Origin of the sequence: Mycobacterium sp. 155 (genome assembly GCF_000373905.1) — a bacterium.
Classification (GTDB): domain Bacteria; phylum Actinomycetota; class Actinomycetes; order Mycobacteriales; family Mycobacteriaceae; genus Mycobacterium.
The window spans coordinates 782,737-807,327 of sequence record NZ_KB892705.1 but is presented as its reverse complement, the minus strand read 5'-3'; the positions used below and the strand labels follow the sequence as shown (position 1 = coordinate 807,327).

Here is a 24,591-nt window from a genome sequence, read left to right as displayed (position 1 = left end):
TACTATCGGTGTCCACCACGACCGTGTTACCGCTAGGCTCGATCACCAGAACGCCCATCTTCACATATTGCACTCCCACTTGCTACGAACGCCAAAGAATAGTCTTCAGAAATCCGCGTGGGCCTGGGACACTCTCGGCCGCAGTATTTAGCCGATCACAAAAGTCATTCGAGTCAGTGTAGAAAGTGTACTCTGGGCTAATACTCTCCTGAAGCTGGCGCCCTAGTATTCCTACAATATGTATATAATCTTCTATTTCTTCGGCAAGATCAGCATTCTGAAAGACTTTTCCGCAGGAAGATACGATCAGACGCACGTCAGTGTCTAAGACATGCCATTTCGCGCGTAGTTCAGTATTCGCTTGCGGCCTTCTCTGAATTTCTTGAAGGATGCTGTTATCGCTGCGGAGATTTCGGATTGCCGACGTACAATTACTCACCCATTCCCGGTGCGTACCGTTTCGGTCAATGGACGTTGACACACCGGCCGCCAGCGCAGCCGCAGCCGCAGTTATCAGTATGCCAAGAACAGGCAGCCAGATTCCGGCCTTCGGAGACACATGTACGCGGCTGGAGGTCCATACGGACGGAAATGGACTTGGTATAAATTCAACTGAACGTCCTGCCAATTTCTTATATGCCAGCGCACCGGTCGCCATACTCGCCAACGATAGCGCGGCTGCTGCCGAGACTAGCTTGTCTCGCCGGGATTTCAGTCGCATTCGCCGTATAACCAAACCGTGCGCGTTATCTGCTGAATTTTCGACCCACTGATATTCGCATCAAGGGGCACGGTCTCTCCGCAGAGCACGTCCTCGATGCGCCATGTAACTGTGATAAATCCGCTTTCTTTCGGTAAGTAGTTACCTAGACTCACGCGTCTTTGGCCTAGCCCCTCGGACAGAGTGTGTTCAACCCGTACACGATCCGACCACGCACCGGACAAGAACTCGAGGTCAAGTGAATCAGTGTCAGGTATTTCGGCTACAAGGTTTTTCGCTTCATTATCGCCGCTATTCCAGTAATTGAGCCGCAGGCGAATAGTGTCATTGACACGAACTCGTCTAGCAGTGGTGAAATCCGCCCAATCTTCATCAAAATTAACATCAATGGTCGATTGAGCGTCAACTCGGTCCGACTTAGTCCTCAGCTGTAGCTCTAATTGACCAGCGCAACTTTCATCAGATCGAAGATATCCTGAGAGATCACCACAGCCGACTTTAATTCCATCCTGCCAAAGCCGCTCTGGAGGTACTGACATTTCTTTACCGTTACGCCACCTGATAGTTGCGTCGCCGACCGCCTCCATAGTCAGCCGCTCCCTTGAGCCAAGAATTATTGTATCACCAATGAACTCAGGAACAGCATTATCAGCACTTATGGTTGCGGGAACAAGTAGCGAGCCGTCGATCACCCCTGGAAACTTTACCTTCAACTTCGTATTCTCCGCTGCAGCGACACCTAACTTAGCGTCATTATTGAAATACAGTATGAAGTCATAGACGGTATCCGGCTTGAGCATTGCAGCCGATCGAAAGTTCCCTTTTCCGCCTTCCGATACTAGAAAGAACTCACGTTCAACTCGGACGGAAGCCACCCTGTTCGGGCCTGACGTTGGACTCCAAGCTGGATTGTCCAGGATGGAGTTCAGTGTCACGTAATCTGGCCTATCATGCATACTGTATTGCGGTCTTACTGGAAAATAGTAATCTGTTTCAGTCCGAAGCTGAAATGGCGCGGGCGCTGACTCCGCGCGCATAACGTAAAATCCCGACATAAATGTCACATACAAAAAGAAGATTACAGTCACGTAGGGCAAAAGTGTCAAGAGCCATTTCCGACCCCTCATCTGACCAGCTTCCACGCATCAGTTCCCCGCAGCCTGCTCCATGGCTGTGCTGCTGTTTCGGCCCTCATCATAGACAGACGCAAGACACGTGGCCTGCCCAAGGTGGTGGTATGACGCGTGCAGAACGTTCTCCTCCGAACAGTGATCCTGTCAACGGAACGTCGCCATTGTCGAAGCCAGCGGAGCCCTTACCTGATCCTGGTTGTGCTTCTGCATTAGGCAGGACACTTGGCGATCTAGAACAGGACCACTGTGGATCACGCGTCGTCGACCCCATGAAGATGAGGTAGATGACCGGACTCACCTAGGAGGGTGCTGAATAAGGCGGTTCCGGGGGCACTGGTTATTGCCGGGGCGCGCGAGAAGAGAATTGGTGTGCGGTCGGCCGGTGTGCGGGTGGGGTGGGTATCGGCGTTGGTAGCAGTGCAGTCGGTGGTTCCCAATGTCAGGCTGGCTGTGGTGCCAGTGCCCAGGTTCCTGCGGTGTAGGTGAGGCCACGGGCGAGCAGGTTGCGCAGGTTGAAGCCCGGCGGTGCGGCGGGTGAGCCAGGCGTGGTTCTTGACGGTGCCGCGGTAGCGCAGTGTGAGGCGGCGACCACCGCGGGTAGCGATCTGGGACACGACGCGTTCCACGTTGGGCCGGTTCATCCGGTAGTGCTCGCGCAGTTCGGGTGTGGTGGCCCAGTCGCGGCGGGCAGCGCGCAGCAGATCGTCATGCTCGTGCAGGGTGAGGGTGCGGCCGGCCTTTGAGGTGGTGCATTGCTCACGCAGCGCACAGTGCCGGCACACCACACCGAAGACGACGTTGCGTGCCTTGGTGATGGGCCGGGTGTGTCCGGCCGGGCACCGCACCGTGGCGCCGGCCTGGTCCACGGTGAAGTCGTCCACAGTGAATCCCCCCGCCACGGCCGGGGTCAGTGGTCTGGGTTTGATCACCGCGTCATGTCCGGCGTCGCGGATCGCGGCGCGCAGATCCCCTGTGCCGTAAGCAGAATCGCCGTACCACTGTCGTGGTTCGGATCCGGGGGTGCTGTCATTGGTCAGGAACGCCTCGGCCACCGCGGCATCGGAATTCACCGGCCCGGCGGCCATCGTCAACGCCTCATCGGTGATGATCCCGGTTTCCGGCTCGGCCACCACATGCGCCCGATACCCGTCCCGGCGTGCTTCGGGGGATTTGCGGGTGTGTCGGGCCTCGGGGTCGACTTGGGAGATCACCCGGTCGGGGGCGACCTTACGGGCGATGCGCCACCGCCCATCGGTGCTGTCAGAACCCTCCGCCGGTTCGACATCTTGGCCGGCGACCAACGCCAACATCGCCGACGCCGCGGCCACCGACTCCTGGGCCGCGACGTCCTCATCGATCCCGGCCAGTGCCGCCAACACTGCGTTGGCATCGTTGACCAGCGCTGAGACCAACGCATCCTTGGCTCCGGGCTCGTCCCAGTCGATCACCGGCTTACTCGCACCGCGGTAGTCATGCCCGGTGCATACCGCGGTGATCGCGTTCGCCCCGCCCGGCACGATCCGCCCGACGCGGCGGACCGCCGAGATCAGCTGGGTGATGGTGTCCTGGGTAGCGACCGCATCGGCCAGGATCGTGGAATCCACCGCACGCTTACCGCGGCCAGCCACCACTGCGGTCTCGGCGATGACCGCCCGCACCGCCTCGTTGATCCGCTGTGGCCGCTGCGAGCGCGCCAGCCGCTTACGCCAATACACCAGCGTGGACGGATCGAAACCCGTGTCGTCCAACGCCATCCCGGTCGCGACTTTCCACCGCAGATCGCACCGGACCGCCTCGGCGGTCTCTCGATCAGACAAATCATGCAACGCCTGCAGCACCAGGATCGAGGCCATCACCGACGCCGGAATCGACGGTCGCCCACGCCCCGAGGGGAACAAATCCTCGAACTCGTTGTCGCTAAACAGATCCTGACGATGAGCAGCCAAAAACGCGAACATACTGCCCGGCGCCACCAGATGACCGACCAGTGCCTGCGCATCCAACAATGGTCGATCCGGCCGTTCCGCGCCCTGCACGAACCCAATTTTCCCAGCTCACGCCGCTACACCGCGGAGGCACGCCGATTATTCAGCGCCCTCCTAGCTCCATTCCAGCCTCAGCTCCACGCCTTGGTCCCCGTACGTCCGCGTGGTGATCGGCGGGTCGGCGACGTGCTGCCAGGTCGGCCACACTGGGACAAGACAGTGCACCACCAGTGAGCCATGGTTCCGTTCTTGCCTACTGTCGTGTCCAGCGGTGCCGCTTCGGCAATGAGCTAGTAGTAGTAACCGCCGGTGACGTCGGAGTTCTTGTAGAGCCAGAACGTCGGCTCGGAGATGCCCGCGCCGTCGAGCCGGATTCCGGCTGGTCTCCAGGATTCGTGGGGCATCATGAGCCGGAAGATGAAGCCCACCCCTTTGGCCGTCTTAGTACGTACGATCTTGCGATATCACGCGTTGGGCTCAACGACTATCGACAACACCAACCCCATCGGGTACCGATCCGGGAAGTACTCAGCACCGTTCTCATCGACCATCTTCCAGTGCGCCTGCGACGCACCAGCGAGCGGTTGTGCGCGCACTGACACGGTGATGTCGAGCTCCTCCCCCGGCTGGGTGTCGGGTATTCGCACACGAGACAGTGAGGCTGGCACACCGTGGCCAATTGGCGTGCCACGCCTCGCTAGCCACCGGCCGATCCACGGCACGGTTCCGCTGTTGCGCACTCGCCACGTCTTCTCGAACTCCTGATAGGGCGCCATGATCGTGCCGTCGGGAACCGTGATGTCGGCGACGAACGTCGATGCGTCTCCGGGGATCGGGTAGTTGGGCCGGTCGGTCATCGGGCGGCGCTGCGGTACACGCTTCTCTGTGAGTAGCGCCTCGTACAAGCCCCAGGCTTGTCCGTCGCCGTGGAACTGATCCTCATAGAACGCAACGATCGCCGCGCTTGGTCGGTCGCGTCCCTTTTCGACGTTACTTAGGTGACTCTGGCTGACCCCGATCCGCCTCGCCGTCTCGGCTTGGGTCATGCCGCTTGCCTTGCGCAAGTACCGCAGCTGTTGCGCCACCGTCAGGAGTGCTGCATCGGAGCGCATACCTCAAGCTTCCTTTGGAGTTCGCCAAAGCTCAAGTGCGGTTCGTAACGTCGCTCTCGTCAAGGTCAACTCGACCTATTTCGAGAGGAGCACCCACCATGTCTGTCCCATCGCTTCGTCCGTCTGCAACGCTGACACCACAAGTGCCTCAGATGTTTACACGTTCCGAAGGGAAACAGTTGTCACGACTGACGAATGCCGAATTGGCGCACGGCATCGTCACCGCGACCCGCGTCCAAGCAGCTGCCACCGTGGCCGGCATCGGCCTGCAGTCAGTTGGCATGTTGAGCCGCGAGGCGGCTTTCCAGGCGGGCGGTGATCCCGCCACCGCAAACCGCTTGAATTTCATCGTCGATACCTACGCCACGTTCGTCGGTGGCGAGATCGCCCGGTTCGGGCAGTGAAGTCGAAGAGGACCGTTGCCATGGCCGAGCACCCGAGTGCCGCCGACTTGGCGGTCGCTTTCCGCCCCGCCGCCCCAAAGGGGGAAGAGCGGATGACCGCAAGTGCGGTCTTGAACACCGTTCTCGATCGCACGCTGGCTTTCAGCGCCGAACTCCACAAGATCGCAAGCGAGTATCTCGACGATGCTCCGATCAACAGCGAGCACGTCTTGCAATTCGACGCGGCGATTGCGTGGGCCTTCCTGCACTGGATCGAGCGGTGGCCACGGTGAACGGCATGGTCTCGCTGTTCGTGATGAGTTGGCTGACCACATGGTTCGTGTTGATGGTGATCTACCTGGGTGTGCTGACGGCCGTTAACACTTTGAACGGTCTCTGGCGGCACTATCAGCAACAACGACAGCGTCGACGGAAAGCCATCGCCGAGCTAACACGGATCGACCGGCAGGCAACCGCAGCAGTAGAAAGCATCTACGTCGGCTATGCCTTGGCACAGACGCTGATTCGCGACGAGATCACCCTGCTTGATAGGGCCGACCGATGAGTACCGACCCGATCAATGGTTCAGCGGGACACCTGCAGACCCCGAAATACTGCACGATCCTGATCGATCCCCCTTGGAATGTTGAGCAGGGGACTACCTTGGGCGCCCACCGGCATTACTCCGTCATGTCAGTGCCGCGGATCAAAGAGCTCCCTGTCGCCGAGTTGGCCGCTCCGAACGGACACCTGTGGTTGTGGGTCACTAATGCCACGCTGCGGATCGGCTACGACGTCATAGAGGCGTGGGGCTTCACACCACGCTCACCGTTGACGTGGGTCAAGCCGCGGGTCGGGCTCGGCAACTACCTGCGAAATGCCACCGAGCACCTGATCCTCGGCACCCGTGGCCGGGCACCAGTGAAATTCCGGGCTCAGGCGACATGGGTGTTCGCTCCGCGGCAGGACCACTCGCACAAGCCCGAAGAGCAGTACGCGATCATCGAGCGCGTCAGCAATGGACCGTACCTGGAGTTGTTCGCCCGCCGCCGACAGCCCGGCTGGCATGTCTGGGGCAACGAGATCGACTCGGACATCACCATTCCCGGCTACCCCGTACCGTCCGACGGGCGCAGCCGAACAGATGCATCGTGAGTGCAAATCCCGGCGGCTGGGTTGATCGTCTGATTGGCCGGTGCTTCGGCATTCTGGCCTTTGCGATCGCGCTCTATTGCGCGGTCAGATTGGTCGAATCGATCCTGCCAACGCTTATCGTGATCATCGGCATCCTGGCCTTCATCGCAGCCGCAATTGGCGTGCTTGTTGTAATTTCTACATGGCGAAATCGATGGTAATTTAAGGCCTTCCGACCTCTATTGACAGATACGCAAAGTTGTTTTGTCACTTTCACTACGTATTGACTATTGCGTAGATGCAATAGAGAATGCAGCCAGGTTATTGCGCGTTAGCAATAGGCCGAAATCCATTAGCACTAATTCCGATTGGAGGATATCTATGTCAAAAACAGGAAGAACCAACTACCGCCGCGGTTCTCGCGGCACCCCAAAGCCTGAGCGGCACATCACCGTTCGCAGCGTGCGGCGCGATCCCCCCGATCTGCGCAAGCTCAGCCGCGCGGTCATCGCCATGGCACTACGTGACGCCGAGGCCGAAAAAGAAGCCCGTGACGCCATGAATGGCCGCAACGACCAGATACCGGAAACCGCCACCGACAGTGGGGAATCCACCGATGCCTGAATCCAATGATGTCACCGCGTCGGCGGGTTCGCTGGTATGGCAGCAGCTGTTCTTTATGCGGCTCACTGATGCAGCCGCGTGCGGACTGCTGCGCCACTGGGCGGCGCAAACCCACGCCCCGCAACTCATCCTGGAAGCGCGCGCCGACGTGACCGGCGTGGAATATCTGGTCGGCAGTCAGCTCCGGCACAAAGCGGCCGTCCGCCGTGCCGTCGAGCAGTTGGTTGATGGCGCCATCGTCACCAACTTCGAGGCTGACGATCGCGAGTCCGTCGCTACCGCGCGCCGAATCCAGTTGAGCACCAACGCCCGACAGCTTGAGCCTGTCGACGCGGTGGCATCACATCGCTCCATCCTGCACGCCCTCACCGCGGTCGGGAAAGGCGAGCGCCTGACGATCCAGATAGTCCTCGGCCCCCGCCGTCACCCGAAGCTCATACCCGGTGAACCCAAGCGGGACAACCAGCCGCTCGTCTCCAAACTGCTGCACGGCGTCAGGAACGACACCCGCCCCGGTGCACGGCAAGCACTGGCCCATAAACTCGGCCAGCACGCGTTCAACGCTGCCGTCCGCCTCGGCGTCCAAGCATCGACCGCCGAACGACGTCGATCACTCCTACTCGGGTTGGCCGCAGCGATCGGCACCACCGAATCACCGGACGTTCGTGTCACGCTGCGCCCGGAAAAATCTGACCGGGTCAACACCCCGCGCGCCTCGTGGTCGATGTTCACCCCGTCGCAGCGGCTCACTGTCACCGAGGTCGCCCGGATATCCGGCTGGCCGATTGCTGACCACGACGAACAATTCCCGGGGCAGCCGCCACTGCACCCGCGCCCCGTGCAGCCAAGTACTGCATTGCAATCCGGCAGCCGCGTGGTCGCTGAAGCTTCCGCGCCCGGGGCAAGCGGCACCATCGGCTACGACCCGACCGACGCCTTGCGGCATACCTGGGTCATCGGCCCGAACGGAGTGGGCAAGTCGACCTTGCTCCTCAACCTGATCCTGCAAGACCTCGAAGCCGACCGGCCGATCGTGGTCATCGAACCCAAGGACCTGATCGCCGATCTGCTGGCACGTATCCCGGAGAAGCGGCGAGGAGACATCGTCGTGCTCGACGCATTCGACGAGGCGCCGATCGGAATCAACCCGCTCGACGCGGCGCACCGCCACGGGCGCTCCCCCGAGGTCGTCGCCGACAGCTTGTTCGGAACCTTCAAAGCCATTTGGGGCGACAGCCTCGGTCCGCGCTCAGCTGACATCCTGCGAAACTGCCTGGATCTGTTGGCGCGCCGCGACGACGCCACGCTAGTGATGCTGCCGCTGCTATTAACCAATCCGGGCTTTCGCCGCCGGATGACACGAAACATCATGGCCCGCGACCCCTTTGCCGCCGGACCGTTCTGGCAGTGGTTCGACAGCCTGTCCCCCGAAGCCACCGCCGCCACTATCGCACCGCTTTCCAATAAGTTGCGGCCGCTGTTCAGCAAACCGCTGAGAGATGTGCTGGCCCAGCAACACCCGCGGTTCAATGTCCGCCAGGTATTGCGCGAGAAAAAGGTCCTGCTGGTACCGCTGCAGAAAGGTGTCATCGGGCCGGAGAATGCCCAACTGCTCGGCGCACTGGTAGTGGCTGAACTCTGGCAGGCCATCCGCGAACGGGCCGGAACGCCTGAGGGCAGCCGTGAGCCGGTCATGGTGTACATCGACGAGGTGCAGGACTATCTGCGCTTGCCGACGGATCTGGGCGATGCCCTGGCGACAGCCCGCAGCCTCGGCGCTGGCTTCCATCTGGCGCACCAGTACGAGAAGCAGCTGCCGCCTGCGATGCTCGACGCTTTCAGAAACAACGCCCGATCCCGTGTCTGCTTTCAGCTGCAAGCCGGTGATGCCAAAGAGATGACCGCCGGCCAATCCGTGCTCCAGGTCGAGGATTTCACGAGGCTTCGAGCCCACCACGTCTACGCCAGCCTGGTCCGAGACAACGCCGTGCAGCCCTGGGCATCCGGTGTCACCAAACCCGCGCCCGCTGCAACCGTCGATCCGGCCGCGATCCGCCGTCTGAGCCGCGAGCGCTATGGCCAACCTCTGGCCGACATCGAAGCGGCCTTTATCGCACTCGTCGAGGGCGCGGGATCCACTGATAGCCCGACTGACATCGGCGCTCCACGCCGTAGGAGTAAACCATGAACCGGGCGGTTAACAGTTCAACAGCGGATCGGGCCAGTGGTCCGCTCGCTGGTCCGGCCGCGTCGACCGGTCCCGGTACATCACCCCTGGCAGACACGGATTCCCCGCCGATACCGTCAGGGAATAGTGGTGCCCCACGGGGCACCACAGCGCCCACCAGACGCATCCCAGACACCCGCCTGTCCGCCACTGCCATCGCCATCATCAACAGTCGTCTGTCCGATCGTGATCGCGCCATCCTGCAGTCCGTCGACGACCATCAGTTTCTGACCGTCCACCACCTCGAAGCCCTGAACTTCAACGCCATCACACCCGCTGCCCGCAGCCGCATTACCCGGCGTGTCCTGGCCCGGCTGCGCGACCTGCGCGTCCTCGACACACTTGAGCGCCGCGTCGGCGGCAGCCGCGCCGGATCTCAAGGCCTGATCTATCACGTCGGTGTCGCCGGTGACCGGCTCCTCGAACGCCCGGTCCGGCGCGGCGCACGGCTGCGCTACGAACCGTCGGCACGGTTCCTGGCCCACCGGCTGGCCGTCGCCGACGCTCATGTCGGTCTGATCGAGGCCGACCGCCGCAGCCAGATCGAATTAGTCGCCAGCGCGGCGGAACCCCGCACCTGGCGTCGATTCACCGGACTCGGTACGGCTCGGCACATCCTCAAGCCCGATCTGTTTGCCGAGACCGCCACCACAGATGATCTGGTACGCGCTTGGTTCATCGAGATCGACCTCGGCACTGAGCACATCCCGACGCTGCTCACCAAGTGCCATGAATATGAGGCCTATCGGCAGACCGGCATCGAGCAGGACCGCCATGGCAGCTTTCCGCTCGTCATCTGGTCGATGACACACCCAGACCCAGCAAAGGCCCACAGGCGACGTCAGGCACTGGCTGACGCCATCGCCAAGGACCGACGACTGCCGAGTGCTCTGTTCCGCATCGTCGCACCCGAGCAGTTGCTACCGCTCATCCGAAGCGGAGGCGAGCGATGAGTGCGCCAACAACCCTGCAGCGCAACCGGATCGTCGTTGGCGACGCGCTCAAGCGGCTGTCGGAGCAACCCGACGCCTCAGTCGACTGCGTCGTCACCAGTCCGCCGTACTACTCCCTGCGAGATTACGGCGCTGATGGCCAGATCGGACTGGAGCGCCACGTCGGCCAGTGGGTTGAACACCTGGTGGCGATCAGCGCCGAGGTCCACCGCGTACTCGTCCCCACAGGCACGTATTGGTTGAACGTGGGCGATACGTACTCAGCGCACCTGTCCCAAGGTGCCGCCCGCAAGAGCCTGCTGATGGCTCCGGAACGCCTGGCGCTGCGGCTGCAGCGTTCGGGCTGGATCATCCGCAACAAAATCGTGTGGGCCAAACCGAACCCGGTCCCGAGCAGCGTTCCTGACCGGCTCAACACCACCTACGAGGTCATCTACGTCCTTGCCAAGCAGCCGAAGTACTTCTTCGACCTCGACGCCATCCGAGTACCGCACCGCTCGGCACAATCCACAAACACAACGAGGCAGCCGAAAGCAGGCTCGCGCGAAACCTGGCGCGGTCCCAACGGTATGGCGACCGCCGGCCTGGCCGTACTCAAGCGACAAGGGCGGGTAGGCCATCCGCTCGGTAAGAATCCGGGCGACATCTGGACGATCACGCCCGGCGGCTACCGCAGCGCCCACCATGCCATCTTCCCGTTGGCACTCGCCGAACGCATGGTCGCCGCCGGCTGTCCCGAAGCCCGCTGCATGCGCTGCCACATGCCGTGGAAGCGGCGCATCATCCGACGACTCGGGAAGATCGCCACCCGTTCGGCACTCGCGCCGACCTGCGATTGCGGGCAGCCAAGCGAACCCGGCTTGGCGCTGGATCCGTTCATAGGCAGCGGCACCACCGCCGTCGCCGCCGAAACGCTCGGCCGGGACTGGCTCGGCATCGAACTCAATCCCCAGTTCGCCCGCGCCGCACGAGCACGCATCACCGCCGCCCGGACAAAGCCGCCCTCCAAATCAACGGGAAGGGCGGCCGCATGAACCAGCGGCTGCCTCGTCGGTGTCATGCGGCCGTACCCGTAAGCGCAACAAGCGCTTACCGGCCGCACAGCACCGAGGAGGTCGCTATGTCCGCACCCAACGAGTCCGCCAAAGGCGTGAAAACCCTTGGCATACGGCTCCAACCGGATGTTCACGCCCAGCTGAGTTTCATTGCCCAGCTACGCGACGGCACCATCACCGATGAGATCCAGATCGCCATCGCTGCGCACATCACACGCGCCAAAGACGATCCGGAACTAGCCAGCAAGGCCGCTGAGGCCCGCGCCGAAATCGAGCGCGAAGCCGCAGCCCGCCAACAGGCCATCGCCACCCTGTTCGCCGACGGCGGCGAATCCACCGCAGCCCGGCCTCGCCGGAGCACCAAGGGAGGTGAAGACCCATCGAGAACGTAACCGCGCCCGCATAGGACACGGGCGTCAGTGACCACTCACGGCGCAACAACGGGGCCGGCGGGAAGCAGATCGAGCATCGCGCTCTCTGCTTCCTGACCGGCCCCTCAACCCCACCAACGAAACACCGAAAGGAGGTGACAATGAATGAAAAACCTTACGAAACACCACAACCCGAATGCCAACGACCAACCGCCGATCAACGCGAAACCGAGCCAACACGATCGCCCGCGATCTATGTGGCGAGCCTCGCCGACTACAACAACGGCATCCTGCACGGCGCTTGGATCGACGCAGCCCGCGAGCCCGACGAGATCTACGCCGACATCAACACCATGCTGGGCAGTTCCCGTGAGCCCGTGGCCGAAGAATGGGCCATCCACGACTACGACCAATTCGGCCGATGGAAAGTCGGCGAATACGACTCCATCGAACAGATATCCCGCATCGCCAAAGGCATCGCCGAACACGGTTACGCCTATTCGGCATGGGCGGATGTGTTCGAAGGCGAACCGGCCAGCTTCGACATCGATGCCTTCCATGAGACCTACCTCGGCCACTTCGACTCCGTCACCGAGTATGCCGAACAGATGGCCGACGACCACGGCTACGAGGAGGAACTGGACAAGCTGCCCGAACATCTACGCGGCTACGCGCGTATCGATTACGCGACCATCGCCCGTGACATACAGCTATCCGGCGATATCGCGACCGTCGACGATCCACACGGCGGCATGTGGGTCTTCCGCACCAACCTGTAGCCGCCTCTACAACTTCAAGCGCGATAGTCACGATTTCACAATTGCAATAAGACCGATTCAAATATCGAAATATTTCGTTGCGGAATTGTACCAATCTATTGATTATATGCAATGGATTATTGTACAATTGAATACACAAGGGGAGAAAATTCTTGTGACACCGGAACAAACCGCAAATCTGACAAATCTGTTCATGCTCAAACGCACCGAGTTGGGTTTGAGCATGAACGAAATTGCGCGCCTTTCACAGGTGGATCCTTCCACGATGTGGCGGATCGAACAGGGCATGGTCGTGAATCCCAGCGTCGAGAAGCTAATCGCCATCGCGAACGTTCTCGGGGTCAATTCGCTCGAACTGTTCACCACGATCGGCTGGCTGACTGCAGAAGATCTTCCAGACGTAAACACCTATCTGAACGCCAAGTTCCCGGGACTATCCAATTCGACCGTCAAGGACATCGAACATTACGTCGACACCGCGATCCACGGGCGTAACCACCACAGCCACCCAACACCAAGCTCCCGTGGCTGCTCACGGCAGACCAACCACTGTCCACAATGTCCCTGCGCGCCAAAGGAGTGTTGATATGACCGCCAGCCAGACAACGGCTCCCACGATCGACGACATCGACGGGGGCGTGAAAGCCGTGCTCTATCTACGCGTATCGAGCAAGAAGCAGATGGACACGGCCGTTGACATCGACCCGGACGGCAACTCCATTGCGACACAGCGAGAAGTCGCGATCCGAAAAGCAAACAATCTCGGCGCCGAGGTAATCCGTGAGTTCGTCGAGCCGGGTGTGTCAGCATCGACTATCGAGAAGCGTGGGGCATTCCAAGACATGCTGACGTTTCTGCGCGAGACCCCAGGTGTCCGTTATGTGGTCGTCTACGCGCGCTCACGCGCTTTCCGCAACTACATCGACGCCGCGATCACCAAACGTCTCTTAGACAAGCTGAACGTGAAGCTGGTGTCGGCACGCGAGGACTTCGGCGACGGCGTCTACGCCGACATGATGGAAGCCGTCACCGACATCTTCAACGACGTCCAGAACAAACTCAGCGGCGAAGACATTCGGATCAAGCTGCGGCACAAGGCGATCAATGGCGGAACGATCGGACGAGCCCGCCTCGGGTATCTCAATACCCGTGTCGAAATTGAAGGCCGCATGGTCAACACCGTCGGCCTCGATCCCGAGCGCGCACCACTGGTGCTCAAGGCTTGGGAGCTTTATGCCACGGGCGACTATTCGATCGAACGACTTACCGTGACAATGGCCGACCTCGGTCTAACGTCGCGGCCATCACCGAGGTGGCCACAAATCCGACCCGTGTCGGACACGAAGATGCATCAGATGCTCAGGGATCCGTACTACACGGGATTTGTCGTCTACAAAGGCTCCATATTCCCGGGCCGCCACGAGGCAATCGTCAGTCACGAGCTTTTCGACCGTGTCCAAGACATCCTGAACTTTCGCAGCCAGCGCGGACAACGTGATCGAATCCTGACCCATTACCTAAAAGGGGCGTTGTTCTGTCAACGATGCGACGATGCCGGGCGAACAGCTCGCCTCATCTATACGGAGGCCACCGGCAAGACCGGACAACGGTACGGCTACTTCCTTTGCCGCGCCCGCCAAGACGGCCTCTGCGACCTGCCACATCTACGTGCCGAACGTGTCGAAGAAGCCGTCGTTCAGCACTATGCAACATTGAGACTTGCAGGCAACTTCGCAGCCACGGTCCGCCAACAACTGGAGCAAGCGGTCGCAGACGACCAAGAAGGCGTACGGCATATGCACGCCGCGCTGACGCGTCGCCTTCGCGACCTCGATGACAAGGAAGCGCGATTGATCGACCTCGCCGCAGATGCGGCTCTTCCCCAGGCGAAGATCCGAGCAAAACTCCACGAAGTCCAAAGAGACCGCGAACGTACCCAAGCCGGATTGACGAATACGGGAGAACAGCTGGCGGTTGGGGTCTCTGTCCTGCGCGACGCCTTGCACCTAGTCGAAGACCCACAAACGCTCTACCGCAATGTCGGTGACAGTGTGCGCAGACACCTCAACGAGACGTTCTATGAACGCCTCTACCTCGATGACCTCGAAGTCACCGGTGACCAGAAGACACCGCTCATCGCGGAACTGCACGAAGCAGCAACCACTTACAGGAGGCGGGCACTGCGACTCCACAAGCAGAAAAGCCCCCGCGAAGCGGAGGCTTTCTCTGATACCTCGACAGACCTGCTCACCCTTGCCGATCTTTTTTCGGTCAAGGTTTCGAGTAAGGCTGTCATGGTGGGGCGGGCGGGGCTCGAACCCGCGACCAATGGATTATGAGTCCACGGCTCTAACCGACTGAGCTACCGCCCCGGGCACGGTTGTGCGGCACCTATGGTCCCACATCGCCGACAGCTGACGACCGGAGGCCGCGGTGAAGCGTGCGCGAATCGCGATTCGCGCACGTCCGGTGGCACGACGAGCGACCATGATGCATGACAGCTTTGCGGGTCCTACTGACGGCATGCCTCGCCCTAGCAGTCGCCGGATGCTCGACGACGCGTACCACCGCGCTCAAGACCATCGACCCCACACACCTGCAGACGATCGTCGAAAACGCCGCCAACAAGCTTGGGGTGCCGGGGGCACTGGTGTTGGTGCAGACCCCACAGGGCACGTTCACCGCGAAGGTCGGCACCACCGAACTCGGTGCACAGACGCCACCGCAGCCCGACACGCACTTCCGGATCGCATCGAACACCAAGACCATGACGGCCGCACTGATCGTGCTTCTTGCCCAGGACGGCAAGCTCAGCCTCCACACCCCGATATCGGCCTACGTCCCCGACGTGCCCAACGGCGAGAACATCACAGTCGCCGACCTGTTGACGATGCGCAGCGGACTTTACTGCTACACCAACGCTCCCGAGCTCTCGGCAGCGCTCGACGCCGACCCGGCGAAACCATGGACGCCGCAGCAAGTGCTGGGAATCGCCTTCGCGCACCAGACGAGTGCCCCGCCGGACAGCACCTACGAGTACTGCAATACCAACTACGCGCTGCTGGGCCTGGCCGCCGAGAAAGTCGGCGGTCGGCCGCTGGCCGAACAACTCCATGACCGCCTGTTCGCTCCGTTCGGCATGCAGAGCACCACACTGCCCGGTGTGAACGACACAGCCCTGCCCGAGCCATATGCGCACGGCTACATGTACGGAACGACGCTGTACGCCATGGTCGACGAGGACTACCCGGCCGACATGGTCGCAGCAGCACAAGCCGGCACCCTCAAGCCGATCGATTACACCCACCAGAATCCGTCATATGCCCAAGCGGCCGGGGGCGCCATTTCCACCGCCGACGATCTGGCCACCTGGATGCGCGCCTTGGTGACGGGCAAGGTCTTCGACGCCGACTACCACCAGCAGTGGCTGAACAGCTTGCGGCCCGAGGATCCGGCCAAGCCGGATGGCCAGCGGTACGGCTACGGCATCAGCTACCAGCGCTACGGACCCAACGCGGCGATGTACTACCACGGCGGGGAGATGCCCGGCTTCAACTCGTTCATGGGATTCGATCCGGATAACAATGTGGCGCTGGTCATTTGGACGAATTTGACGCTATCCCCGGACGGCAGGACGACCGCCAACGCGCTGGTGCCGACCGCGCTGGACGAGATCTACACGGGTCTCAATCTCAGCTGAACCTTGGCGGGCGAGATATCCGCCGCCGGCAAGCCCGCTACGCCGCGTTTACCGGGCCTGGCTTACCGACGACATGTGGAAGTCAGGAATCCGCAAGGTCGGCATGGCTGCCCTGGTGGCCCAGTCGCCCCACTCCCGAGGCAACGTCACCTCGCTCACGCCGGCCTCGGTGGCCCGCCGCAACAAATCCAGCGGGCTCTCGTTGAAGCGGAAGTTGTTGACCGCCGCGGTGACCTCGCCGTCCTCGATCAGATAGACACCGTCGCGGGTCAGCCCGGTCAGCAGCAGCACCGTCGGATCCACCTCGCGGATATACCACAGCGTGCTCAGCAACAGGCCGCGCTCGGTGCCGGCGATCATGTCGGCCAGCTCGGCCGAACCGCCGGTCATCAGCAGATTGTCGGCGGGCGCGGTCACCGGGGCCCCGTATTCGGCGGCGACGGCTCGCGGATAGGCCAGCGCGTTGATCACCCCGTCGCGGACCCAGTCGACCCGCCTGATGCCCATCCCGTTGTCGAAGATCGACGTCCGCTCCGACGAACTGGTCACCGCCACAAAAGGCTGGCACGCCAACGATTCCGCATACGGGTCCGAATACAGCGTCAGACCCAGATCTGTGAGGCGCTCCCCCACCCGGGTGCCGCCGGGCGCCGAGAGCGCCGTGCGGCCCTCCTGCGCACCACGACCGTCCATGGTCCACGTCAGGTAGATCATCATGTCGGCGACCGTCGACGGCGGCATGATGGTCTCGTACCGACCGGCCGGAAGCTCGACTGTCCGCGCGGCCCAGCCGAGCCGCAGCGCGAGATCATCGAGCAGCGAATCAACGGGCACAGCAACGAAATCCGGTGTGCTGATCCCGGCCCAGGCACTGGCCCCGTCCCGCTTGGCGTTGATCTCCACCGACCCCGTCGGCTGCGTATAGCGTCGGCGCAACCCACCAGAGGTCGCCACGAAAGTCGTCTCCACCACGTGTCGGGCGTATCCGTAGAGCCGGTCGGATCCGCCGAACCCGCGCGCCAGATCGGCGGCGACCCCGGCGAACACGTGCGCACCGGTACCCGGTACCGGCTCATCCCAGTCGGGAGGCAAACAATCGGCAGGCAGCGGTGGTGCCGCGTCACGGGCCGACGGGGCAGCCAGCGCGGCGGCCTTGGCAGCGGCCACCAGATCCGGGATCACGGCCGGATCCACCTCGGTGGACCGCACCGATCCGACGTGTGCCTTATCCCCTTGGCGCACAATAGAAATCACGGTGGTGGTGCGGCTGATCGACTCGCCATTGGTGGTCATCGAATTGCCCGCCCAGCGCAACGCAGCGTCCGCGCGGTCGGTGACCAGGACTACAGTTTCGTCGGGCCCGGCGGCAGCCAGCGCGATGTCGACGACTTGCTGTGCGCCGATCATCGGCCCGCCTCCGTCCGGGTGTTGAGCACGTTGACACCACGAAATAGCGCGCTGGGGCAACCGTGGCTGACCGGCGCGACCTGACCGGGCTGGGCCTTACCGCAGTTGAACGCCCCGCCCAGTCGCCAAGTCGACGGTCCTCCAACGGCTTCCATCGAACCCCAGAAGTCGGTCGTGGTGGCCTGGTAGGCGACGTCGCGTACCTGTCCGTCCAGCCGGCCGTCGCGGATCCGGTAGAACCGCTGACCGGTGAACTGGAAGTTGTACCGCTGCATGTCGATCGACCAGCTCTTGTCACCCACGATGTAGAGGCCGTCGGACACTCGCGAGATCAGGTCTTCCGTACTCAGACCATCGGCGCCAGGCTGCAGAGACACGTTGGCCATCCGTTGGATCGGTACGTGGTGGGGTGAATCGGCATACGAACAACCGTTGGACCGGGCATGACCGAGGCGCGGTGCGAATACCCGGTCGAGTTGATAGCCGACGAAGATGCCGTCGCGGACTAGGTCCCAGGATTGCGCCCGCACTCCCTCGTCATCGAAACCGACTGTCGCCAAACCGAATTCCACAGTGCGGTCGGCAGTCACGGTCATCACCTCGGAGCCGTATCGCATGGTGCCGAGCTTGTCGGGAGTGGCGAACGAGGTTCCGGCGTAGGCGGCTTCGTAACCGATCGCCCGGTCGTACTCGGTGGCGTGTCCGATCGATTCGTGAATGGTCAGCCACAGGTTCGACGGGTCGATCACCAGGTCGGTTGGACCGGCAACCACCGACGGTGCCTTGGTCTTCTCGGTCAGCAGCACCGGCAGCTGGGCCAGTTCGCCGGACCAATCCCATACGTCGTCACCGGCTACCGCCTCCCATCCGCGCGCTGTCGGCGGCGCGAGGGTGCGCATGGTTTCGAAGGAACCGGCGGCAGGGTCGACGGCGATGGCCTCCAGGGTCGGCTGCACCCGGACCCGCTGTTGGGTGATCGACGAGCCGAAGGTGTCGGCATAGAAGGTCTGTTCCTTGACCGCGTGCACCCCGGCCGACACGTGGTCGACGCCGTCAGCGGCCAGCAACCGCCCGGAGTATTCGTCGAGCACGACGATCTTGTCCGACGAAGGCACCAGGAACGGATCGATGCCGTAGCTGGACACCCACGCCACGTCGCTGTAGACGGGTTCGGGCGCCAGCTCGATCCGTTCGGCGTTCAGGGGCGCGAGCGTCGTCGCCACGGCAACCGCCCGCCGAGCGGTCGCGGCAGCTACCGCCGGATCCAGCTCGGCATGCGACGCGAACCCCCAGGTACCGTCCACGATCACCCGCACCGCCAGGCCCACCTCACGGTTGACCACCGACGTCTCCAGTTCTCCGTCACGGAGCTGGATGATCTCGGTGGTGACCCGGTGGATCCGCAGATCCGCATATGTGGCGCCGGCAGCCAGCGCGGCAGACAATGCGGCATCGGCCGACGCGAACCGGGGCAACTCCAAGAAGTCGGCATCGACACGTCGCTGAGCTGTCACCTCTTCACGGTATCGGCCCCACTCCGCCGCACAGCGATTGGCGCTCGTTGCGTCGCCCAAATATGTTTCAGGGATGATTTCCTCTGCTACCGGTGCAGTCGCGCGATGGATCGTCCCTGCCCTGGCGGTTGCGGCCGTTGCATGCGCGGGCATCGCGGCCGAGACCACTCAGGTCGCCGGGCCGGCGATACACCTGGTCAGTGACGGTAATCCGCTGGCTGGACAGACCTTCTACGTCAACCCAGACTCCAAGGCGATGCGTGCCGCCAAGGGTGCGGGCAGTCCTGAGCTGGATGCCATCGCCAGCACACCGACGGCGTACTGGATGGACAACGTGTCGAGCCTCGCGGTCGACTCGAAGTACATCGCCACGGCGCAGGCGGCCGGCACCATGCCGATCCTCGCCCTCTACGGCATCCCGCATCGCGACTGCGGCAGCTACGCTGCGGGTGGGTTCGGCTCGGCGGATGCCTACAAGGGCTGGATCGACGGTGTCGCAGCCGCCATCGGCAGCGGACCCGCTGCGGTCATCCTCGAACCCGATGCTCTGGCGATGGCCGACTGTCTGTCCGGCGCCCAGCGCCAGGAACGCTTCGACTTGATGAGCTACGCCGTCGATACGCTGACCCGCAACCCGGCCACCGCCCTGTACGTCGACGCCGGGCACTCGCGGTGGGTGAGCGCCCCTGAGATGGCCAACCGGCTCAACCAGGTGGGTGTGGCCAAAGCTCGGGGCTTCAGCCTGAACACCGCGAACTTCTTCACCACCGACGAGGAAATCGGCTACGGCGACGCGATTTCCGGCGCTGTCGGCGGCAAACCCTACGTCATCGACACCTCACGCAACGGTGCCGGACCGGCGGGCGGGGACATGTACTGGTGCAACCCCAGCGGCCGGGCCCTCGGTGCCGCGCCCACCACGGCGACCGGAAACGGAAACGTCGACGCCTTCCTGTGGGTGAAGCGTCCTGGTGAATCCGACGGCTCGTGCGGTTCCGGGGAACCGTCTGCCGGCACCTTCGTCAACCAGTACGCCGTCGACCTGGTACGCAACGCGGGCCACTAGAACCATCGGTGGGCCGCTCACGCAGTGGCCGGCTGCACCACCGCGACGCACTCACCAAAACCCACGGTGACAGCACCGGGCCGCTGGGCTTGCGCGGTCAAAGTGATCTCGTCACCGTCTTCGAGAAAAGTGCGGGTCTCACCGTTCGGCAGGATGACGGGGTCGGTGCCACCGTGGCTGAGTTCCATCAGGCTGCCCGCGGAGCCGGGTTCTGAGCCGGACAGGGTGCCGCTGCCCAACAAGTCGCCCGGCCTCAGGTCGCATCCGTTGCTGGTGTGGTGGGTGATCATCTGTCCCACGGTCCAGTACATGTGCCGGCTGGAGGAACGCGAGATCACGTGGGCCGCCGCGCCGGTCTCGCGCATACGAGCGGTGCGGATGCGCACCTCGAAGTCGACGTCGAGTCCGCCGTGGGCACGATGTTCAGGGTTGTCGAGGTAGGACAGCGGTTGCGGGTCGTCGGGGGGCCGGCTCACCGGAATATGGAACGGCGCCAACGCTTCCGGGGTGATCACCCAGGGTGAGACGGTCGTGCTGAAGTTTTTTGCCAGGAACGGGCCCAGCGGTTGGTACTCCCAGGCTTGCACGTCGCGCGCGGACCAGTCGTTGAGCAGGCAGTAGCCGGCGACATGGTCTTCGGCGTCGTCGAGAGGCACCCGCTCGCCCAGACGATTTCCCGGTCCGATCCACACCCCCAGTTCCAGTTCGAGGTCCAGACGGCGCGTCGGCGCAAATGTGGGTTCCTGTTGGGGATCGAGCTTGAGTTGTCCGTGCGGACGGATGACCGGGGTGCCGCTGACGCGGACGCTGGAGGCCCGTCCGTGGTAGGCGACGGGGATCCACTTGTAGTTGGGAAGCAGAGGATCGTCGGGCCGAAACAACGCACCGATGGTGCGCGCATGGTGGATTCCGACGTAGAAGTCGGTGTAGTCGCCGATGTGAGCAGGCAGCAGGATATCGACCTCCCACACGGGGGTCAGGAACTTGGCGACGGACTGCGCGTGTGGTGCACCTTCCACAAGCAGTGAGTGAAGCTCTCTGCGCAGCGCGACCCGCGGTGCGGTGCCCAGGGCGAACAGTTCATTGAGAGTGCTGGCAGCCGCGGCGTGGGCGGCAGCGTGGGCCGGCTCGGTGAGCAACCCCGATTCCGCCAGTTGACGCAGGGACAGCACGGCGTCGCCGATGCGGACGACACCGTGTGGTTCCTCGGCCGTACCGGCCACCACTCCGAAAGGGAGGTTCTGCAGGGGAAAACCACTGTCGGGTCCCGCGGAGACAACCCAGCTGCGGCGGTTCGGATCGTGCGTGAAATCGAGTGTGGAACTCGGCGGCGTCACGGCCGGCTCGGGTCGAATCGTTTGACCAGACCGCTCCAGCAGTGCGCGTAGTCCAGCTGCCGTTCCGGAACATCCGCCGCGTAACGCGTAACCTTTTGGGGGAACCGGGTTTCGAACATGAAGGCCAGCGTGTTCTCCTGTTTCACAGGTTTCAGCGCCACGGTGCTGGCGGCTTCGAAGGCCTGCGCATCGGGGCCATGCGGCATCATGCCGTTGTGCAGGCTGAAGCCGCCCGGCACGAAGCCATCCGGTTTGGCGTCGTACACACCGCGAATGAGCCCCATGAACTCACTCATGACGTTCATGTGATACCACGGCGGCCGGAAAGTGTCCTCGGCGACCATCCACCGCTCGGGGAAGCACACGAAGTCGACATTGGCGGTTCCCGGTGTCTCGCTCTGCGAGGTCAGGACGGTGAAGATGGACGGGTCGGCGTGATCGAACAGCACTGGACCGACCGGCGAGAACCGCCGCATGTCGTACTTGTACGGTGCGTAATTCCCGTGCCAGGCAACAACATCGAGCGGGGAATGATTCAGCTCGGTCTGCCACAGCGTGCCGCCCCATTTGACATACAGGGTGGACGGGACGTCGCGATCCTCGTACGCCGCGACGGGGGTGAGGAAATCGCGGGAATTCGCCAGGCAGTTCGCGCCGATCGGCCCTCGTTCGGGGAGAGTGAACGCTCCGCCGTAGTTTTCGCACAGGTAGCCCCGGGCAGGTCCGCCGAGCACCTCGACACACAGTTTCACCCCTCGCGGAATGACGACGATCTCGCAGGGCTCAGCATCGATGATGCCGAATTCGGTCCAGAACCGGACATTCCCGTGTTCCAGAACGAAGAGCATCTCGGCATCGCCGTTGTAGAAGCAGCTGTCCACCATCGAGGCGGTGACGGTGTAGACACTGCAGGCGAAACCGGTGCGTGTGCCGGCATCGCCGCCGGTGGTGATCGTGCGAATGCCGGTGATGAACGTCGTGTCTTCGTCGGGTATTGGTAATGCGTTCCAACGCATTTGGGCGATGGGGACGGGTGGAGCGTCATCCGGCGCGGAACGCCAGTGGGCAACTCCCCCGGTGGGGCTGCCAGGCTCGGTGGTCACGGCCGTGAACCGGCCTGAGTGGGCCACGCTGGGCCGGATCCGATACAGCCAGGACCGCTCGTTGTGGGCGCGGGGCGCGGTGAACGGTGAACCGCTGAGCTGCTCGGCATAGAGCCCGTAGGCGCAGCGCTGCGGCGAGTTGCGGCCGACCGGTAGTGCGCCCGGCAGTGCCTCGCTTTCGAAGCTGTTGCCAAAACCGGACAAGTAGTCGGTCATCAGAGGTTGCCGCGCTTTTCCTGCTCGCGCTCGATCGACTCGAACAGGGCCTTGAAGTTGCCCTTCCCGAAGCCCAGTGACCCGTGCCGCTCGATGAGCTCGAAGAAGACAGTCGGCCGGTCCCCCAGCGGCTTGGTGAAGATCTGCAACAGGTACCCGTCCTCGTCCCGGTCGACGAGGATGCCGCGTTTGTGCAGTTCGTCCACGGGTACCCGGACTTCGCCGATGCGGGCACGCAGTTCCGGGTCCTCGTAGTAAGCGTCGGGAGTATCGAGGAATTGCACACCCCTGCCGCGTAACTCGTCGACGCTGCGCACGATGTCGTCGGTCGCCAACGCGAGGTGCTGCGCCCCGGGGCCGCGATAGAACTCGAGGTACTCGTCGATCTGGGACTTGCGCTTGGCGACAGCGGGTTCGTTGAGCGGGAACTTGACGCGGTGGTTGCCGTTGGCGACGACTTTAGACATCAGCGCCGAATAGTCGGTGGCGATGTCATCGCCGATGAACTCGGCCATGTTCACAAAACCCATGACCCGGTGGTAGAAGTCGACCCACTCGTCCATCTTGCCCAACTCGACATTGCCGACGATGTGGTCCAGCGCCTGGAAAAGCCGCCCGGACGTACCGTCACGCCCGACGTAAGTGCCCGTCGCCGCGTGGTATCCCGGCAGGTAGGGACCGTCGTACCGAACGCCGTTCACCTCGCGCTGGACGAGGGTGTGCCGGGTTTCCCCGTACGCCGCGATGGCCGCAACCCGCACGGTGCCATGTTCGTCGGACATATCGTGCGGTTCCTCGCACACCGTCGCGCCGGCTCGCCGGGCCTGGCTGACGCACTTGTCGACGTCAGGAACCTCAAGTGCGATATCGAGGACGCCATCACCGTGCTTGGCGTGGTGGGCCACCAGCGGGCTGTCGGGACTGACCGCGCCCTTGAGGACAAAACGGATGGAGCCTGACCGCAACACGAACGCCTTGTGGTCCCGGTTGCCGTTCTCCGGTCCCGAGTAGGCAACCAACTCCATGCCCCAGGTGGACTGGTAGTAACTGGCAGCCTGAGTGGCATTGCCGACTACGAAAACGATGGCGTCCCAGCCGTTGACGGGGAAGGGATCATGGCTCTGGTCGTACTCGACCAAGCCCACGAGCTGTCTGAGCTGGTTGAGGTCGAGCGCAGCCTGTTTTTCCTGCTCACTCAAATCGGTCTGGTCGGTCATGATGGCATCCGTTCCATGCCCCATGGTAGTGCCGGAACGAGTGGCGTGGGCTCAGGCGCGTTCGACCATCCGCATGGTTGCGGTGGCGGCAACCTCTCCCGCGGAGTCCTGAAGCGTACCGTCAAGCTCGGCGACCATCGCCCTCACCGCCACGACCCGACCATGGCCGATCAGCTGTCCCGTCGTTGCCGGACGCACGAAAGTCGTGTGAAGTTCCAGGGTCTCGATGAACTGCCCGGCTGACAGCGTCGCCAGCAACGCGGGCCCGACGGTGTCGTAGAGCATCGCAGACAGAAAGCCGCCCAACACCTCCCCGAACGGATTTGTGAAGGCCTCGACACCGGCGAACCCGACCGTGATCGAACCCGCCTCAGGATCGGCATCGCGACCGCAGCCATTCGTAACTCACGACCTGGTGAGTGTGGGCCATTTCGGGTCGAACGTCCACCCCGGGATCAGGTATTGCATGCCGATGGAGTCGTCGCGGCTGCCGAGGCCTTCGCGCATATACAGCTCGTGGGCGGCTTTGACACGTTCCATGTCGAGTTCCACGC

At 62.7% G+C, this 24,591-nt stretch carries 25 protein-coding genes, 1 tRNA gene and 2 pseudogenes; 15 read left to right on the top strand and 13 right to left on the bottom strand.

Features of this window, described 5'->3' with window-relative positions:
* Positions 1-711: 711 nt before the first annotated feature.
* The 3 genes and pseudogenes from B133_RS24220 to B133_RS0103675 all read right to left on the bottom strand — a co-directional run bounded on the left by B133_RS24220 (position 712) and on the right by B133_RS0103675 (position 4,951).
* Positions 712-1,656 carry a hypothetical protein gene (locus B133_RS24220; protein ID WP_157625774.1) on the bottom strand — a complete coding sequence of 315 codons (945 nt, stop codon included), beginning with the start codon at positions 1,654-1,656 and terminating at the stop codon, positions 712-714.
* 637 nt (positions 1,657-2,293) lie between these two features.
* Positions 2,294-3,890: pseudogene (locus B133_RS22325) on the bottom strand (IS1182 family transposase).
* A gap of 413 nt (positions 3,891-4,303) precedes the next feature.
* Positions 4,304-4,951: an NBR1-Ig-like domain-containing protein gene (locus B133_RS0103675; RefSeq protein WP_018599360.1), complete on the bottom strand. Its 648-nt coding sequence runs from the start codon at positions 4,949-4,951 to the stop codon at positions 4,304-4,306.
* 179 nt (positions 4,952-5,130) lie between these two features.
* Here B133_RS0103675 and B133_RS0103670 point away from each other — a divergent pair, with 179 nt between their 5' ends.
* The 13 genes and pseudogenes from B133_RS0103670 to B133_RS24810 form a co-directional block, all read left to right on the top strand.
* Positions 5,131-5,355 (top strand): hypothetical protein, encoded by a 225-nt coding sequence (locus B133_RS0103670; RefSeq protein WP_232423248.1) that lies wholly within the window; start codon positions 5,131-5,133, stop codon positions 5,353-5,355.
* Positions 5,356-5,375: 20 nt separating this feature from the next.
* Positions 5,376-5,627, top strand: coding sequence for a hypothetical protein (locus B133_RS0103665; RefSeq protein WP_051088024.1), 252 nt, complete (start codon positions 5,376-5,378; stop codon positions 5,625-5,627).
* A complete protein-coding gene (locus B133_RS22320) occupies positions 5,615-5,899 on the top strand; it encodes a hypothetical protein (RefSeq protein ID WP_018599357.1) in 285 nt (94 codons plus the stop codon). Before B133_RS0103665 ends, B133_RS22320 begins: the two co-directional genes overlap by 13 nt.
* The gene (locus B133_RS0103655; RefSeq protein ID WP_018599356.1) at positions 5,896-6,489 is read left to right on the top strand and encodes an MT-A70 family methyltransferase; all 594 of its coding nucleotides are present in this window, start codon (positions 5,896-5,898) and stop codon (positions 6,487-6,489) included. Before B133_RS22320 ends, B133_RS0103655 begins: the two co-directional genes overlap by 4 nt.
* Positions 6,486-6,689, top strand: coding sequence for a hypothetical protein (locus B133_RS0103650; RefSeq protein WP_018599355.1), 204 nt, complete (start codon positions 6,486-6,488; stop codon positions 6,687-6,689). The genes B133_RS0103655 and B133_RS0103650 overlap by 4 nt, the downstream gene beginning before the upstream one ends.
* A gap of 241 nt (positions 6,690-6,930) precedes the next feature.
* Positions 6,931-7,092: a hypothetical protein gene (locus B133_RS0103645; protein WP_018599354.1), complete on the top strand. Its 162-nt coding sequence runs from the start codon at positions 6,931-6,933 to the stop codon at positions 7,090-7,092.
* Complete coding sequence (locus tag B133_RS0103640) at positions 7,085-9,280, top strand: type IV secretory system conjugative DNA transfer family protein (RefSeq protein ID WP_018599353.1); 2,196 nt, start codon at positions 7,085-7,087, stop codon at positions 9,278-9,280. The genes B133_RS0103645 and B133_RS0103640 overlap by 8 nt, the downstream gene beginning before the upstream one ends.
* Entirely contained in the window at positions 9,277-10,272 is a 996-nt protein-coding gene (locus B133_RS0103635; RefSeq protein ID WP_018599352.1) for a replication-relaxation family protein, read from the top strand. Before B133_RS0103640 ends, B133_RS0103635 begins: the two co-directional genes overlap by 4 nt.
* A complete protein-coding gene (locus B133_RS0103630; protein WP_018599351.1) occupies positions 10,269-11,306 on the top strand; it encodes a site-specific DNA-methyltransferase in 1,038 nt (345 codons plus the stop codon). Before B133_RS0103635 ends, B133_RS0103630 begins: the two co-directional genes overlap by 4 nt.
* 86 nt (positions 11,307-11,392) lie before the next feature.
* A complete protein-coding gene (locus B133_RS0103625; protein WP_018599350.1) occupies positions 11,393-11,719 on the top strand; it encodes a hypothetical protein in 327 nt (108 codons plus the stop codon).
* A 140-nt stretch (positions 11,720-11,859) separates the two neighbouring features.
* Positions 11,860-12,477: an antirestriction protein ArdA gene (locus B133_RS0103620; protein WP_018599349.1), complete on the top strand. Its 618-nt coding sequence runs from the start codon at positions 11,860-11,862 to the stop codon at positions 12,475-12,477.
* Between the two features lie 106 nt (positions 12,478-12,583).
* A complete protein-coding gene (locus tag B133_RS0103615; RefSeq protein ID WP_232423247.1) occupies positions 12,584-13,063 on the top strand; it encodes a helix-turn-helix domain-containing protein in 480 nt (159 codons plus the stop codon).
* 1 nt (position 13,064) lies between these two features.
* A pseudogene (locus tag B133_RS24810) lies at positions 13,065-14,120 on the top strand (recombinase family protein); the annotation flags it as partial.
* Positions 14,121-14,141: 21 nt separating this feature from the next.
* On the opposite strand, the gene B133_RS24805 reads toward B133_RS24810, so the two are convergent.
* From B133_RS24805 to B133_RS0103590, 3 genes are all read right to left on the bottom strand, one after another.
* On the bottom strand, positions 14,142-14,483 hold the full coding sequence (locus B133_RS24805; protein WP_026255926.1) for a hypothetical protein: 342 nt from the start codon (positions 14,481-14,483) through the stop codon (positions 14,142-14,144).
* Positions 14,484-14,627: a hypothetical protein gene (locus B133_RS24800; protein WP_232423246.1), complete on the bottom strand. Its 144-nt coding sequence runs from the start codon at positions 14,625-14,627 to the stop codon at positions 14,484-14,486.
* A gap of 145 nt (positions 14,628-14,772) precedes the next feature.
* Positions 14,773-14,849: transfer RNA gene (locus tag B133_RS0103590), tRNA-Ile, on the bottom strand.
* 122 nt (positions 14,850-14,971) lie between these two features.
* On the opposite strand from B133_RS0103590, the gene B133_RS0103585 reads away from it, so the two are divergent.
* Complete coding sequence (locus tag B133_RS0103585) at positions 14,972-16,177, top strand: serine hydrolase (protein WP_018599347.1); 1,206 nt, start codon at positions 14,972-14,974, stop codon at positions 16,175-16,177.
* 48 nt (positions 16,178-16,225) lie between these two features.
* On the opposite strand, the gene B133_RS0103580 is transcribed toward B133_RS0103585, so the two are convergent.
* Together B133_RS0103580 and B133_RS0103575 are read right to left on the bottom strand one after the other, a co-directional pair.
* Positions 16,226-17,584, bottom strand: a complete 1,359-nt coding sequence (locus B133_RS0103580) for a metallopeptidase TldD-related protein (RefSeq protein WP_018599346.1) — start codon at positions 17,582-17,584, stop codon at positions 16,226-16,228.
* Positions 17,581-19,098 (bottom strand): TldD/PmbA family protein, encoded by a 1,518-nt coding sequence (locus B133_RS0103575; protein WP_018599345.1) that lies wholly within the window; start codon positions 19,096-19,098, stop codon positions 17,581-17,583. Before B133_RS0103575 ends, B133_RS0103580 begins: the two co-directional genes overlap by 4 nt.
* A gap of 73 nt (positions 19,099-19,171) precedes the next feature.
* Here B133_RS0103575 and B133_RS0103570 point away from each other — a divergent pair, with 73 nt between their 5' ends.
* Complete coding sequence (locus B133_RS0103570) at positions 19,172-20,164, top strand: glycoside hydrolase family 6 protein (RefSeq protein ID WP_018599344.1); 993 nt, start codon at positions 19,172-19,174, stop codon at positions 20,162-20,164.
* A gap of 17 nt (positions 20,165-20,181) precedes the next feature.
* On the opposite strand, the gene fahA is transcribed toward B133_RS0103570, so the two are convergent.
* From fahA to B133_RS23495, 5 genes are read right to left on the bottom strand one after another with little or no spacing between them, the layout of a single operon-like run.
* The gene (fahA, locus tag B133_RS0103565) at positions 20,182-21,501 is read right to left on the bottom strand and encodes a fumarylacetoacetase (protein ID WP_018599343.1); all 1,320 of its coding nucleotides are present in this window, start codon (positions 21,499-21,501) and stop codon (positions 20,182-20,184) included.
* Positions 21,498-22,820, bottom strand: coding sequence for a homogentisate 1,2-dioxygenase (gene hmgA / locus B133_RS0103560; RefSeq protein ID WP_018599342.1), 1,323 nt, complete (start codon positions 22,818-22,820; stop codon positions 21,498-21,500). Before hmgA ends, fahA begins: the two co-directional genes overlap by 4 nt.
* Positions 22,820-24,037, bottom strand: coding sequence for a 4-hydroxyphenylpyruvate dioxygenase (gene hppD, locus B133_RS0103555; protein WP_026255924.1), 1,218 nt, complete (start codon positions 24,035-24,037; stop codon positions 22,820-22,822). The genes hmgA and hppD overlap by 1 nt, the downstream gene beginning before the upstream one ends.
* Before the next feature lie 51 nt (positions 24,038-24,088).
* Complete coding sequence (locus B133_RS22310; protein ID WP_081618169.1) at positions 24,089-24,397, bottom strand: PaaI family thioesterase; 309 nt, start codon at positions 24,395-24,397, stop codon at positions 24,089-24,091.
* Between the two features lie 45 nt (positions 24,398-24,442).
* On the bottom strand, positions 24,443-24,577 hold the full coding sequence (locus tag B133_RS23495; RefSeq protein WP_157625772.1) for a glucarate dehydratase: 135 nt from the start codon (positions 24,575-24,577) through the stop codon (positions 24,443-24,445).
* Positions 24,578-24,591: the final 14 nt, after the last annotated feature.